This window comes from Longimicrobium terrae, from assembly GCF_014202995.1.
In the GTDB taxonomy this organism is placed as follows: domain Bacteria; phylum Gemmatimonadota; class Gemmatimonadetes; order Longimicrobiales; family Longimicrobiaceae; genus Longimicrobium; species Longimicrobium terrae.
In genome coordinates, this window is the sequence record NZ_JACHIA010000002.1 from 312,477 (window position 1) to 325,861 (window position 13,385).

General features: G+C 68.6%; 15 protein-coding genes. 8 read left to right on the plus strand and 7 right to left on the minus strand.

Annotated features, from left to right (window positions below; all coding sequences use genetic code 11):
• Nucleotides 1-5: 5 nt before the first annotated feature.
• From HNQ61_RS04955 to HNQ61_RS04975, 5 genes are all read left to right on the plus strand, one after another.
• Nucleotides 6-461, plus strand: a complete 456-nt coding sequence (locus HNQ61_RS04955; protein WP_170037768.1) for a hypothetical protein — start codon at nucleotides 6-8, stop codon at nucleotides 459-461.
• Between the two features lie 67 nt (nucleotides 462-528).
• Nucleotides 529-894 carry a hypothetical protein gene (locus HNQ61_RS04960; protein ID WP_184430706.1) on the plus strand — a complete coding sequence of 122 codons (366 nt, stop codon included), beginning with the start codon at nucleotides 529-531 and terminating at the stop codon, nucleotides 892-894.
• Nucleotides 895-1,072: 178 nt separating this feature from the next.
• A complete protein-coding gene (locus tag HNQ61_RS04965; RefSeq protein WP_170037765.1) occupies nucleotides 1,073-1,612 on the plus strand; it encodes a GNAT family N-acetyltransferase in 540 nt (179 codons plus the stop codon).
• A gap of 87 nt (nucleotides 1,613-1,699) precedes the next feature.
• Nucleotides 1,700-2,293: an Asp23/Gls24 family envelope stress response protein gene (locus HNQ61_RS04970; protein WP_170037763.1), complete on the plus strand. Its 594-nt coding sequence runs from the start codon at nucleotides 1,700-1,702 to the stop codon at nucleotides 2,291-2,293.
• A gap of 291 nt (nucleotides 2,294-2,584) precedes the next feature.
• Nucleotides 2,585-3,118, plus strand: coding sequence for a GNAT family N-acetyltransferase (locus HNQ61_RS04975; RefSeq protein ID WP_170037761.1), 534 nt, complete (start codon nucleotides 2,585-2,587; stop codon nucleotides 3,116-3,118).
• A gap of 195 nt (nucleotides 3,119-3,313) precedes the next feature.
• Here the strand turns inward: HNQ61_RS04975 and HNQ61_RS04980 are convergent, their stop codons facing one another.
• Nucleotides 3,314-4,333: a chemotaxis protein CheB gene (locus HNQ61_RS04980; RefSeq protein ID WP_183685525.1), complete on the minus strand. Its 1,020-nt coding sequence runs from the start codon at nucleotides 4,331-4,333 to the stop codon at nucleotides 3,314-3,316.
• A gap of 418 nt (nucleotides 4,334-4,751) precedes the next feature.
• On the opposite strand from HNQ61_RS04980, the gene HNQ61_RS29155 reads away from it, so the two are divergent.
• On the plus strand, nucleotides 4,752-7,082 hold the full coding sequence (locus HNQ61_RS29155) for a hypothetical protein (protein ID WP_170037755.1): 2,331 nt from the start codon (nucleotides 4,752-4,754) through the stop codon (nucleotides 7,080-7,082).
• A 188-nt stretch (nucleotides 7,083-7,270) separates the two neighbouring features.
• On the opposite strand, the gene HNQ61_RS04990 is transcribed toward HNQ61_RS29155, so the two are convergent.
• From HNQ61_RS04990 to HNQ61_RS05000, 3 genes are all read right to left on the minus strand, one after another.
• Nucleotides 7,271-7,846 carry a hypothetical protein gene (locus tag HNQ61_RS04990; protein ID WP_170037753.1) on the minus strand — a complete coding sequence of 192 codons (576 nt, stop codon included), beginning with the start codon at nucleotides 7,844-7,846 and terminating at the stop codon, nucleotides 7,271-7,273.
• Nucleotides 7,847-7,905: 59 nt separating this feature from the next.
• Nucleotides 7,906-8,982, minus strand: a complete 1,077-nt coding sequence (locus tag HNQ61_RS04995) for a 6-bladed beta-propeller (RefSeq protein WP_184430707.1) — start codon at nucleotides 8,980-8,982, stop codon at nucleotides 7,906-7,908.
• Between the two features lie 299 nt (nucleotides 8,983-9,281).
• A complete protein-coding gene (locus HNQ61_RS05000; RefSeq protein ID WP_170037749.1) occupies nucleotides 9,282-9,503 on the minus strand; it encodes a hypothetical protein in 222 nt (73 codons plus the stop codon).
• Nucleotides 9,504-9,716: 213 nt separating this feature from the next.
• Between HNQ61_RS05000 and HNQ61_RS05005 the strand changes: the two genes are divergently transcribed.
• Both HNQ61_RS05005 and HNQ61_RS05010 read left to right on the plus strand, forming a co-directional pair.
• Entirely contained in the window at nucleotides 9,717-10,259 is a 543-nt protein-coding gene (locus tag HNQ61_RS05005) for an MOSC domain-containing protein (RefSeq protein WP_170037747.1), read from the plus strand.
• A gap of 237 nt (nucleotides 10,260-10,496) precedes the next feature.
• Nucleotides 10,497-11,993: an MFS transporter gene (locus HNQ61_RS05010; protein ID WP_170037745.1), complete on the plus strand. Its 1,497-nt coding sequence runs from the start codon at nucleotides 10,497-10,499 to the stop codon at nucleotides 11,991-11,993.
• A gap of 132 nt (nucleotides 11,994-12,125) precedes the next feature.
• Here the strand turns inward: HNQ61_RS05010 and HNQ61_RS05015 are convergent, their stop codons facing one another.
• Genes HNQ61_RS05015 through HNQ61_RS05025 form a run of 3 tightly spaced genes read right to left on the minus strand, consistent with a single transcriptional unit; the run spans nucleotide 12,126 to nucleotide 13,383 of the window.
• Complete coding sequence (locus tag HNQ61_RS05015; protein WP_170037743.1) at nucleotides 12,126-12,614, minus strand: DinB family protein; 489 nt, start codon at nucleotides 12,612-12,614, stop codon at nucleotides 12,126-12,128.
• Nucleotides 12,611-13,072: an SRPBCC family protein gene (locus HNQ61_RS05020; protein ID WP_170037741.1), complete on the minus strand. Its 462-nt coding sequence runs from the start codon at nucleotides 13,070-13,072 to the stop codon at nucleotides 12,611-12,613. Before HNQ61_RS05020 ends, HNQ61_RS05015 begins: the two co-directional genes overlap by 4 nt.
• The gene (locus tag HNQ61_RS05025) at nucleotides 13,069-13,383 is read right to left on the minus strand and encodes an ArsR/SmtB family transcription factor (RefSeq protein ID WP_205761921.1); all 315 of its coding nucleotides are present in this window, start codon (nucleotides 13,381-13,383) and stop codon (nucleotides 13,069-13,071) included. Before HNQ61_RS05025 ends, HNQ61_RS05020 begins: the two co-directional genes overlap by 4 nt.
• Nucleotides 13,384-13,385 lie beyond the last annotated feature (2 nt).

Here is a 13,385-nt window from a genome sequence, read left to right on the forward strand (position 1 = left end):
CACGAATGCCGCACAGCATCGAGCGTGAACTCGGGATCGCCAAGCCCATCAACTCGCTGGCCCGCGAACTCTCGCTGAACCTTTTCCGGACAGAACAGCACCTGAGCGCCGCGCTGGACGCGGTGCTGCGCCCGTCCGACTTGCGCCTGGACGAGTACAACGTGCTGCGCATTCTGCGCGGTGCCGGCGCGGAAGGACGCGCGCGGGTGGAGATCGAGCAGCGGATGGTGCACGAACCCGACCGCCTGCTGGCGCTGCTGCACAAGCTCAAGACCAAGGGGCTCATCGAGGGATCGATGCGCCTCACCATTACCGCCGCCGGGCTCACGCTGCTGTCCACGCTGGATGCGCCGTTCGAGGGGACGATCGAAAAGTCTATCGGCTGGGTGGATCCGGCGCGGCTCCAGACCGCCATCGACGTGCTGGAGGAGATCCGCGAGCACCTTCAGTCGGCGCCTTGAGCGAATCACCCGTGTCCGCAACGGTGAGCGTGCTGCGTTCGCCCGGCGTTCTCCCGAACGAGGAATGATGATGAATCCCGTGCCGATTGCGCGACTTCTGGGGTGGGGAAGCCTCGGGTTTGCCGTGGCGTCCCTGGCCGCGCCGCGTCTGGTGGCGCACCTTTCCGGGTTCCGGGACCGTCCGCGACTGGCGCAGGCGCTCGGCGTGCGGGACTTGGTGGTCGGGGCGGGGCTGGCCGGCGCGGCGGACGTGCGCCCGTGGATGTACGCGCGCTTGGCCAGCGAAGTCATGGACACGGTGATGATGGCCGAGGGCTCGCGCCGCGGCGCCTTCGACCGGCGCCGCTCGCTTCCCGGCGCGGCGTTCGCGCTGTTCTGCGCGTGCATCGAGATCGCCGTAATCCGCCAGCTCGCGAACGAGACCGACGGCTGAGGCCGCGCGGATGGACCCGCCATCGCCGGCTCGGCTGGCGATGGCGGGTTCCGTGTGTTCGGGTCCGTCTTCTGCGCTGAAGACTTCACGGGGCGCTTGCTTCCACACGGAGGCACGGCTTACCATCTCCCGGTGGCAATTCGCTCCATCCTTCGTTCCGCATCCCTGCTTTCCGTCGATGGCGATCCACCTGGACCTGGGCGTCTGCATCGTTCGCGCGTGGCGTGAATCGGATGCGGAGTCGCTGGCGCTGCACGCAAACGACCGGCGCGTGTGGCTCAATTTGCGCGACCGCTTTCCGCACCCGTACTCGCGGGCGGATGCGGAATCGTACCTGGGCGCGGTGTGCGGGCAGCAGCCGGCCACGTCGTTCGCCATCGAGGTGGATGGAGACGCGGCGGGCGGCATCAGCTATGTTCCGCACGATGACGTGGAACGGATTTCCGCGGAGATCGGCTACTGGCTCGGCGCGCCGTTCTGGGGGCGCGGGCTGATGACGACGGTCGTGGCGGCTTTCAGCCGTGCGCTGTTCGACGCCGATCCGCAGCTGCGGCGCCTGTTCGCGGTCCCGTTCGACTGGAACGGCGCATCGTCGCGCGTGCTTGAGAAAGCCGGGTACCGGCTGGAGGGGCGCATGCGGCAGAGTGCCATCAAGGACGGCGTGGTGGTCGATCAGCTCCTGCATGCGCTGCTGCGGGAAGAAGTTGCGGCGAGCTGATCCCCGCCGCCGCCCCTCCGCCGCGGCCCGTTCCGATGTGTCGCGGTCCATCCATCCCAGGAACACTCCACGCCCACCGCCACGCGGATGACGCTGACCTACATCATGTTCGGCCTGCTGCTGGCCGCTCCGCTCGTCGCGGTTTTCCGTGGCGGATTGGGTGAGTACGGTGTCGCGCTGTTCACCATGATTCCCGCGGTGCTGGGCGTGCTGGCGTGGCTGGGGATCTGGAACGCGCACACCGCGATCCGGGCGGGCAAGTCGCCGTCCGGCCTGTTCGCGGACCCGGGTTCGCGCTACACGGAAATGCTGATCGAGGCGGGTCCGTACCTGCTGTGGGTGGCCGTGGTGGTGGGGATCATCGTGCTGATATTGCTGTTCGTGGCGGGTTCCAACGCCCTGGAAGCCTGCCAGGAGTCGCGGCGCACGGGCTCCATGCCGCAGACGGTGGTCGCGCTCGCGTGCCAGCTTTCCGCGGCGGCGGCCGCGCTGCTGGGCGGATGGAACCCGGCGGAACCGTCGCGGCTGCTGACGGTGGCGGTGCTCGCCGCCGCGGCAGTTGCCGCCACGTTCCGCATCATCCCCGAGCCCGATCTTCCGCCCATGCGCATGGACGCGTCCGGCCCGGACACCGCTTCCGGGGCCGGCCCAGGGGGCGATCCGTGGGGAACGTTTCGCTGATGGGAGCATCGCTTCAGGGCGGCCCCCACCCGGGCCGGCACCACCGGCCCACCCTCCCCCAAAAAAGACTGGGGGAGGGTTGGGGTGCGGCGGAGGGTCCGGTCGTCGGGCGGAGAATGGCCCTGAGCGAATGATCTTGAGCGAATGAATCCGCCGCTCGAACAGCGGTAAGCCCCGACACGTCGCCCACAGGCGCCGTTCGGGGCTTCAACTGCATGGTAGAGCGCAGGCTATCGGCCGTCGCGGAGGTCTCGCGTTCTCCCGCGCTCACCCACGGCGTGTTCTGGATGGGTGGCGTTTCACTTCGCGACCATGGCGATGCGGATGAACGATCAGGACGGGTTCGCCATGACGGTGCGGACCGAGGTGCGGCCGGGGGACCTGGGCGGGATCATCGCCCTGCACGGGACGGTGTACGCGGGCGGCCTGGGGTTCGATCCGGGGATGGAGGCGCTGGTGGCGCGTCCGCTCGCCGAGTTCTTTCTCGCCCGCTCCGATCGCGAGCGGGTGTGGATCGCGGAACGCGCCGGCCGGCTGGCGGGGTGCATCGCCATCGTGCGCGCGGACGAGGAGACGGCGCAACTGCGGTGGTTCGTGGTGCATCCCGACGCGCGCGGCGCCGGGCTGGGCCGCACGCTGCTGCGGGACGCGATCGCGTTCAGCCGCGTGGCGGGGTACCGCCGCATCGTACTGTGGACGGTGGATTCGCTGCATTCCGCGATCCGCCTGTACCTTGCGGAGGGGTTCCGGCTCGCCGAGCAGAAGCCCGGCCCCGTCTGGGGAGTTGATGTCGCCGAGCAGCGGTACGATCTGGATCTTGTCTGATGGAGGGTCCGGAACGCTGGTGAACAGCTTTTTCGGAACAGCGCACCTGGCGAGCTTGTTTACGAACGGCTGTTCATCTTGGGGACGAAGATGAGCATCTCGCGCGAGGGAGACAGCGGGCCACAAAAAAACCGCGGCGGAGCACACCAGGCGCTCCGCCGCAGTCCATCATCCAGATCCCGCCACAGCTGGAACTCAGTCCGCGGCGTCGGCTTCGGTGGCGGGGCTCGTCTCGATCAATCCGCGCATCTGGGCGGCGATGCGCCGGGCCCGTTCCGCCTCGCGCAGACGGCGGTCGGCGCGGATGGGGTTCTGGCCCCGCTCCCGCGCGTTTTCCGCCAGCCGCTCCGCCATCCGCACACGTTCCTCCAGCGCCCGCAGCGACACGCTCAGCGTTTCTTCCAGCGCCACGGCCGAGGCCTGCGCCAGCGTTTCGGGAGAGAACCGGTGGCCGATCAGACAGCCGAACTCCAGCAGGTCACTATCGCGAACCTCCCACAGCGGACCGTCGCATTCCGGGCACGACAACCCCGCCGCGCGGCCGGGCTGGGCGTAGCTCCCCAGCCACCGCATCCCGTCTTCCCCATGCTCCGGGGGGACGTGCGAAGCTCGGGGAGGCACCGTGTTCGTACGCGGCTCGCGGACCAGCCGCTCCAGCAGGGCGGGGATTTCCGCGAGGGGAACCACGTGGTCCACCCGCACGTTTTCTACCGCGCTGCGGGGCATTCCCGCGTACATTGCGTCTTCCGGATCCTGCACCACGGTCACGCCGCCCGCGTCCGCAATCGCCAGCAGCCCCGCTGTCCCGTCATCCAGGTTCCCGGTGAGCACCACGCCGATCACGCGGTCGCCGTAGCTGGCCGCCGCTGTCCGGAACAGGGGGTTCACCGCGGGCCGCGCGCAGTTCTCCCGCGGCCCGCGCGACAGGTGCACGTGCCCCGGGCGCAGCAGCAGGTGCTGGCCCGGCGGAGCGACGTGAATCTGTCCATGAAGAACCGACGCTCCGTCTTCCGCCATGAACGCGTCAAGCGGGCCGGCGCGGTTCAGCAGCGAGGCCAGCAGGCCGCGGCTGTTGGGGGACGAGTGGAGGACGACAAAGACCGCCGCGGGAAGGTCGGCCGGAAGGCGCGCGGCGATCTCGCGAACGGCCTCGACCCCGCCCGCGGACGCGCCGATGACGATGATGTCGCGGCCGCCGGTCTCGGGCGCGATCATCGTGCGCTCCGGCGGCCGGAGCCGTTGTGCTGCTGAAAGGTCATCAACGCTGGGTCCATGGGGTCGCCCTCAGGGCGAGGATGGGAACTCGTGATCCGCCAGCAGGGCGGGAGCTGGACCGGAAGCAGATGACTTCGCGGAAGGAGCCCGGTGTCCCGAGTAAAGGTGTGGCCGTAGCTGCAACAGACGAAGGTGCAGCATCCGCGAATGAGACGCAACCTTTTTGCGTGCATGCCGCACATCTCCGAATGAGCAGCCGCCTGCGCGGAAGCCGCTTCCGGCACCCCGCCTCCCGCGCGGGATGCGGGTGCGGGCGGGCCGTTCGTGATTTCCCCGCTGGGACGTTGATCGGAAAGCCAGGCCCGTGATCCATCCGTTGCTTCCTTCGCGCCATCCCATTACGCCACCGCGTTCTTGCATGAACACGATCACCCCGCGCCGCGCGTACCTCCCGTTTGCCGCCGCCCTGCTCGCGGCATGTACCCTCGCACCCCTCGCCGCCGCCCAGGAAGCGCGGCCTGCGGGGTGGACCATGGTGGTGAGCGGCTCGCACCGGTGGATGCACGGGCGCCAGCAGGCCGCGTTCGCGCGCGGCGGGGGCGAGCAGACGCAGATCGCCATCGATTCCGTCCGCCGCGACGGCGCGCGCGGAGAGCGGACGCTGCTGATCCACATGGATACCGCCGCGTCGGTCACACATGACGCGCGCGGCCGGCTCGTCCGCATCGATGCCCCTGTCGAGTACCGCGGGTCGCCCGGTGAGTCCGCGCTCGATTCCGTGACGGCGATCGGGTGGAGCGTCATGGAGGGTGGACAACTGATCCTTCCCGCCGCGCGGCTGTGGGACCTGGTGCCGTCGCTTCCCGCGGGCGCGCCCAGGGCCGGGCTGCGGTGGACCGACCCGGTGGATCTGCACGCGGTGGCGGGCCCGTACGCGCAGTCGCTGCGGGGCGAACGCGTCAGCATCATCGTTCGCGACACGATGGTGCAGGGGCGCAGGATGTGGATCGTGCGGGACAGCGCGGCGGTGCGCTACGAGGAGCGCTGGATCCGCATGGAACGCACGCTGGCGGATTCCGTGGGGGTGGAGCGCGTCGCGGACGGAATTGTCCGCGGCCGCCATCTGTACGATCCCGCACTCGGCCTTTTCCGCCAGCGCGCGGACACGGCGCGGTACGCGGGCGAGGCTACCCTGCGCTACCCGGACGGCCGCCGGTTCCGTACCCCGGCGCGCTACGAGCGCACCCGCGCGTGGATGCTGTACGATTCCGCGAGTCTCGCCCGGCGCGAGCAGGAGGCGATGGATGCCGCGAGGCGGCACAACAGCGGCGGCATGCTCCGCTTTGCCGATGGGGAAATCGAGGAGAGGCTGTCCAAAGGCGACACGGTGCTGCGCGATTCGCTCATCGCCGCCTGGAACTCCGCACGCGACCCCGGCGCCCGGAGTGCGGCACTCCTCGCGCTGGGCTGGCATGTGGGCGAGGAGAAGCAGGAGGAGATGGCGCAACTCGCGCTGCTGGCGGGGGACACCGCCTACTACGTCCGCCATGTGGTGGAGGGATTCTACACCGGCAATCGCCCCCCGGTGAACGCGGCCGAACTGCAGATCCTTCTCCCCTTCATGAACGATCCGGGGCTGGCGTTCGCGTTCGGCATCGACCTGGACCCCATGTACGAGGACCCGCGCCAGGGCCTGCTGACCGATCCGCCGGCGGTGCAGCCGGATTCCACGCGGTGGTCGTGCACGCGCGCCGCATGCGAGCTGCTGATGGCGCAATACGATCAGGCGCGCGAGCCCCGGCTGCGGGCGCTGGGCCTGATCGCGCGGCTGGCGTTCGATCCGGCGCGCTGGGGCCCCGTGGTTCTGCGCGAGGGTCCGGCGAACCCGTATCTGGCGTATGCGGTGATGGCGGTGCGCGGGGTGGCCGCGACGTGGGAGGCGGCGGCCCATGCACCGATACCGGAGCCGGGGGCGGACTGGCGCGCGTGGCTGGAATGGATGGACGGGCGCAACCCGGCCTATGCCGCGGCCAACCCCACCCTGCCTCGTCCGGGAGTGCGGTGGGACGCCGCGCACCGCACCACGGTGCGCTTTCAGCAGGTGCTCACCGGACGGCGGATTGTGGATGAACTGCACGCCCGGCTCGCCGCGGCGGAGTCCGACTCGGCCCGGCTGGTCTTCGGCACGATGCTGGTGGGGATGGATGAGGCGATCCACACCCCCGCGCAGATCGCGCAGATGGTGCAGTCGGCGTCGGTTGCCGACCGCGCGCTCGGGATGCGGCAGCTGCCCATGCTGTTCCGCGACGCGGTTCCCGCCGATTCCGCGACCGCCGAGGTGCTGGTGGACCGGGTACTCGCCATCCAGATCGACGCTGCGCAGCCCTGGCCGGATGTGGACGGCAAGACCGCGCGCGCGTGGGTCACCGCGCGCGGGGAAGGTCCCATCCCCGCGCTGCTGCGGCGCGACAGCCTGCCGCCAGAAGTGGCGCGCCGCTGGGGTGCGCGCGTGCGGCTGCTCTCCGCCGCGGAACTCGCGGCGCTTCCGCAACGGGAGCCCGGCACCCGCATCCGCGTGTCGCGGCCGATGGTGCTGGGCCCGTTTGCCCGGGTGGACCTGCGGTTTGATTCGCGCTATCCTCGCGGCGCGGACGAGGCGCCCGCGGGCAACGCGGGCCTGTGGAGCGCGTGGCTGCTGAAGACGCCGGGGGGATGGGTCCTGGTCATGCAGGGCGGCAGCATCACCTGACGCCACCGCAGGCACATCGCTCGCTGTGACGCCAGGTGGTTGGTCGACAACCGGTGATGAAGGAGCGGGCGATGTGGATCTGCTTCTCTTGGTCCATCCTGGATGGAGAACTCAACAAACGTCTGATGATCGACAAAGGGGGACCCGGCCAGGGTCCCCCTTTTTGAACCGTCGGATGCCGCGCGTTTCTACAACGCGGCGCCGGAAGCGACCCATGCCTCGATGTCGTTCACTCCGCGGAGCCGCTTTACGACTTGATCTTCCCCGATCCGGATCGCCTGGTCCGTCTGTACCGTGCGCCGCAGCACCAGCATCTGCGGGACATCTGCATCGCCTGGAATGTCCCGCCAGATGTACTTGGTAGCTGCGTCACTGGTCCAGTTCCCGCCCGACATGACTTCGTCGAACTCGCCGAATCTCGCCAGGAACGCGAGTCCGTCCGCGGTGCGCCAGTCCAGGGCGACACCGATGGCGCGAAACCGCAGCCCGCTCGCGTTTGCGTGGGCCTGCAGCCGTACCTTGGCGGTCTCCACGACCGTGGGAAAGCCCGCCCGCTTCTGCGCGTTGCAGAAGCTCGCGCCGATGAAGACCAGAATAATCTCCTCGCCGGACGCGAGGGAAGTGGATGGCTGATACACTCGCCGCGCGGATTCCGCGCTGATGGGGGCGAGTGCCGCCGCGACGGCCGCGGGTGCCGGGGCGGGAGATGCCCATTGTGCACGGATCGTCACAGCGAGCAGAGCGAGGCCCGTGAACAGCCACACCGCTGTTCCCGCACGGGTCAGCCCGCGTTGGAACTCGTCGGATCGCAGGCGAGGGAATCTCATCGTAACAGTTCCTCAAGCGAGGCGGGCACCTTGCTGACCGCCGGAAAGGGGCTGGTTTCCACGATGGAGAAGCGGTCCGGAGCCGCCGCCATGACACGCGGAAGACGCACTTCCAATGGCCGGATGCGGCCGTCGCCACGGGAGAGCAGGTAGGATCGAACCGAATCGAATTCGTGCTGGCTGTTCGTTCCCTTCTTGAGCCGGCCCACCTGGACCAGCCAGTCGCCCGAGCCCAGCGGAACGACGGCGCTCCCGTAGTCGTGTCCGCCTCCGCCGGGGACGTCGAAACGCATTCCGCCATCGGCCGTGGGACGCACGCGGACGGGCCGGTACCCGGGGATTGGCGCGGTGCCGATCAACGCGCCTGTCACGGCTGAGAACCGCAGCACTTCCGGGCGAAGGGAAGGCAGGAACGCGATCTCCCCCGCGGCCCTGCAGCCCAGATAGCCGCTGGCGCGGTATCCGCGGAGCAGGATGTCTTCGGAAGCGGCGTCCGGCGCGAACGAGCGGAGGACGCGTCCATCCCCCGAGGACACTTCATGCAGCAGAAAGCCCTTCCGCCCACCCAGGACGTAGAGCCGCCCGGAGATGTAGCACAGGTCTGCGGCATGGAAGTCCAGCGGGATGGTTCGCCGCCAGGTGCCGTCCGCCGGATCGAAGACATCGATTCCCTGACGCCGTTCATCCAGCACGTACAAACCGGTTCCCGCGTCATCCCACGCCAGGGCGACGGGGCCCATGAACTCGCCCGGGCCCCCGCCGCGCCCGCCGAGAAGCGCGGACCGCTCACCTGACGCTGAGAAGACGCCGACGTGATGATTGAGCACATCAAGCACGAATGTGCGGCCATCCCTGGCCATCGCCACGTCACCCACCAGCCCGAACACGCTCTCGTCCGGTACGCCGGGGACCGTAAGCCGGGGCTGTTCCCGGCCGTGAAAGACATCGGGCAGAGAAAGCGCGGGATCCGTGTAGCCTTCCGGCGCTGGAAGCCGGCGGGCCGCCGTGTGCACCGCGAGCCCTCCCGCGCACACGAACAGAAGGATCAGCAGCGGCCCTGCTTTTCTTTGCAAGACAGGCATGATTCAGGGCGTGAAAAGTGTTGTGCCGCTACGGGCAACGCCCTGCCGTGCAGCCCCCGTCCCTTGAAAACAGCGCGCAATTCACGCGGGGCATGTAGCGGCACATCTGCCATCCGTGACACTCGGTATTTGCACACGTCTGCGCTTGGGCGTCGGGAACTCCGCCCAGGATTCCCAGATGAGTCGCGGCGGCCAGCGCAACCAGCGTGAGAACGAGTTTGAGCAGCAGGGACCTTGGGATGTGCGCCATCGACAGCTCCGTGGTTGAGGTACGTTTCCGGTCCGGACTCTCAGCAGCCGGTGTTGGTGCAACTCAGGTTCGTCATCGAACAGCTGATTCCGGCGTTGAAGTAGCACCTGTCTATGCCCACGCAGCCGGTGTTCGAGCACCTTCTCACGTTCTGCGCGGTTGCCGTCTGCACGTTGGGCGTCCAGAACCCCGCGCACCCCAGGCACACGGCGGTAAGCACCACGCGAACTGCGAGCGCCCGAATTCTCGACGTGCCGATCATGTGCAGTCCTCCTGAAGGTTATGACCGGAACTGATCTGCCTCCCTCCCGCCATGGTAGTCCGGTAGATTGCAGATGTCAAGCGTCATTTGTTGGCAGTTGGCGGCGAACGCAGGCCGAATGCTTCGGGCATTGAATCTGACGCCGCGCCGAGCGATGGTGATCGGGATTGCGATCGGCTCCGGGCAGGACGTTCTGAGCAGAAGGAGCGGTGGATGAGCGGGATGGTGGAGGCGGTGAGCCGGAGCGGGCGGCATACGTTCAGCAAGGGCAACGAGTTGTGGATCCGGCTCGTGGCGGGGATGGGCGTGGAAGGCGACGCGCACATGGGTGCGACGGTGAAGCACCGGTACGACGCGCGCCGCCGCCCCCAGGCGCCCAACCTGCGGCAGGTGCACCTGATGCACGCGGAACTGCACCAGGAACTGCGTGCGGCCGGCTTTTCCGTGGGTGCGGGAGACATGGGCGAGAACGTCACCACGCGCGGCATCGACCTGCTGTCGCTGGGGACGGGAACGCGGCTGCACCTGGGCGATGAGGCCGTGGTGGAGGTCACGGGCCTGCGCACCCCGTGCGTACAGATCGACCGCTTTCAGCCGGGGCTGATGGCGGCGGTGCTGGGGCGGGACGCGCACGGCCGCGTGATCCGCAAGTCGGGGATCATGTCGGTCGTGGTGCGGGGCGGGGACGTGCGCGCGGGTGACGCGATCCGTGTGGAGCCGCCCGCGGGCCCGCACGTTCCGCTCGCGCCCGTGTGACGGGAAGAAAGTGCGTGAGTGCTGGGTGCGTTAGTGCGTTAGTGCGAAAGAACGGGGGAAGCGGGTTGATGCGGCGGGGGAGCGTTCCTCGATCAGCGCCGAGAGTGTGAGGCAGAACGCTCGTCGGGGCGGGATGCTGGCGACGCGGTACGGGGAGTGCACGGGCGCTGCCGCAGGTCGCCGCTCCGGATGTCGGGGCGGCGACGCGCGTTGTTCCACTCCACTCCAGAGTTCCGCGTGAAGGAAGCCACCACTCATCGTTCGCTCGTCTTTTTCGCCCTGCTGCTGGCAATGTTCATGGCCGCCATCGAGGGCACCATCATCGCCACCGCCATGCCCAGCATCGCGGCCGAACTGGGCGGTTTCTCTCTTTACAGCTGGGTTTTTTCGTCGTTTCTGCTCATGCAGGCGGTGGCGATCCCCATCTTCGGCAAGCTGGCCGACATCGTGGGCCGCAAGCCGGTGTTCATCCTGGGCGTCGTCGTGTTCCTGGCGGGATCGGTGCTGTGCGGCCTCGCCAACTCCATGGGAATGCTCGTTCTTTTCCGCTTCATCCAGGGGCTGGGCGCCGGCGCCGTGCAGCCCATGACCAGCACGCTGGCCGGCGACCTGTACTCGCTGGAGGAGCGCGGCCGCGTGCAGGGCTACATCTCGGGCGTGTGGGGAATTTCGTCCATCCTGGGACCGCTGGCCGGCGGGCTGATCGTGCACAGCATCGGCTGGAAGTGGATTTTCTGGATCAACGTTCCCTTCGGCATCGCCGCCATCGTGCTGGTGATGCTGTACCTGCACGAGGGGCTGGAGCGCAAGAAGAGCAGCGTGGACTACGCGGGCGCGGGGCTGCTGCTGGCCGCGGTCGGCACGCTGATGCTGGGGCTTACCGAGGCCAGCACGTGGCCCGCCACGACCACGGCGGCGCTGTTCGCGGTTTCGGCGATCGCGTTCGTCCTGTTCGTGCGGCAGGAGCGGCGCGCGGCGGACCCGCTGATGCACATGGAACTGTGGAGCAGCGCGCTCTTCCGCAACGCCAACCTGGCCACGCTCTGGTCGGGAATCATGATGATCGGGCTGATCACCTTTCTGCCCACGTACGTGCAGGGCGTGCTGGGCGGAAGCGCGCTGGTGGCGGGATTTGCGCTTTCCGCGATGACGCTGGGCTGGCCGCTTTCCGCCATGCTGGCCGGCAAGCGCATCGTCACCGTGGGCGTGCGGCCCATGGTGCGCGCGGGCGGCGCGTCGGTGCTGGCGGGAACGGTGATCATCGCCCTGTTCGCGTCCACGGGTCCGGTGGCCGCGGGCGTGGGCTCGTTCGTGACGGGAATCGGGCTGGGCCTGCTGAGTTTGACCGCCATCATCGCCATTCAGGCGAGCGTGCCGTGGAACCAGCGCGGCGTGGCCACGGCGGCCAACATGCTCATGCGCATTCTGGGCAACGCGCTGGGCGCAGCCCTCTTCGGCGGCATCCTCAACCTGTTGATGAGCCGCTACCTGCGCCGCGAGGGGCTGCAGGACCGCGTGTCGCTGGACAGCATTCAGGACCTGATGTCGGAGTCCGCGCCGGGCACCGTCCATCTGACGCCCGACGTGCTGAACCTGCTGCGCGCCGGCCTGTCTGACAGCCTGCACGTCGTATTCTGGGGCACGGCGATTCTCGGCGTACTCACGCTGCTCGCCACGTGGCGCATTCCGGAACTGGAGCGCGTGGAGTCGCCCGGGCCCATGATGCACGAATAACAGAAGGGCCTCACGCAGAGCCGCAGAGACGCAGAGAAAGAAAAAGAGACAAGGACAGGGGAACGGATCGCATCCGTTTCTCCTGTCCTTTTCTCTGCTGCTCTGCGTGAGGCTTCTGCGTTTCTGCCGATGTCAGGCGATGGCGCCGGCGTGGCCCGCGACGCGGCGCAGCAGGCCCAACTGCCCCGCGTGGTACGCCTGGTGGAACATGACGGTGACGAGCAGCGACCCGACGGTCTCGTCCGGGTTGTTCGTCGGGCTGTTCGGCACGGGTTCCGCCAGCCGCGTTTCAGGGATCGACGCCAGCGCCGCGTCGAACTCCGCGCACGCCCGGTTCCAGCCATCGACGAGGCTGTCGAGCGGAAGTGCGTCCTTTTCCTCCAGCGGCGCGGAGCCGCGGGCGTACGGCTTCAGTGCGTCGCGCTCCATCACGCGCGCCGCGCCCAGCAGGCCCAGCACGTCGTTGTACACGCAGAGCAGGTGGCCCAGCACCCAGTTGGCCGAGTTGCCCGCCGGTTTCGGGGCGATCAGACTCTGCGCGTGCGAAACGCCGTCCGTGTTGAGGTTGACGACACGGTGCGTGGACACCGCCTGCTGGCGGATGGCGGAAAGGGTGCTCATGCTGCCTCCCATTGAAAGAGTTCAACCAGCCGGTCCATCGTGCTGCCCCAGCCCTCGCCGTGACCGTCGCGGCTGGCGGCCGAGCCGAAGCCCTCCTGCGTCAGCACCACGCGCGTCGTGGGGCCATCCTCCACAAATTCCACGGTGACCGTCGTTTCCGGGGTGGCAGTGCCGCCGTCGTGATGCCACTGGTGCGTGTAGACCAGCTTCTCCGGCGGAATCACCTGCCGGTAGACGCCGAACGCCTCGTGGCGCGTTCCGTTCGGCTCCAGCATCACCACCCGCCACCGTCCGCCCGGCGACACGTCCATCTCGCCGTCGCCGATCGTCATCCCCTGAGGCGCGGACCACTGCTGGATGATCTCCGGCGTGGTCCACGCGGCGTACACGCGCTCCCGGCTGGCGCGGACCACGCGCTCCACCCGCAGCGTCAGCGCATCCGCGGTCTGCATCATCATCCGCCATCCTCCGCGTCAAAGTAGCGGGCCAAGGCATCCAGCTGGCCCTCCCAGAACGTCCGGTACGTTTCCATCCACTGCATCGCGTCGCGCAACGGCTCGCCGTCCAGGTGGCAGCGGTTCACGCGGCCGTCGGCCACGCGGTGCACCAGCCCGGCGCGCTGCAGCACGTCCAGATGCTTGCTCACCGCCGGCCGCGACATCTGGAACGGCTCGGCCAGTTCGCCCACGGTCGCCTCGCCGGAAGACAGGCGCGCCAGAATCGCCCGCCGCGTGGGGTCCGCCAAGGCCGTGAAAACCCGGTCAAGCATAT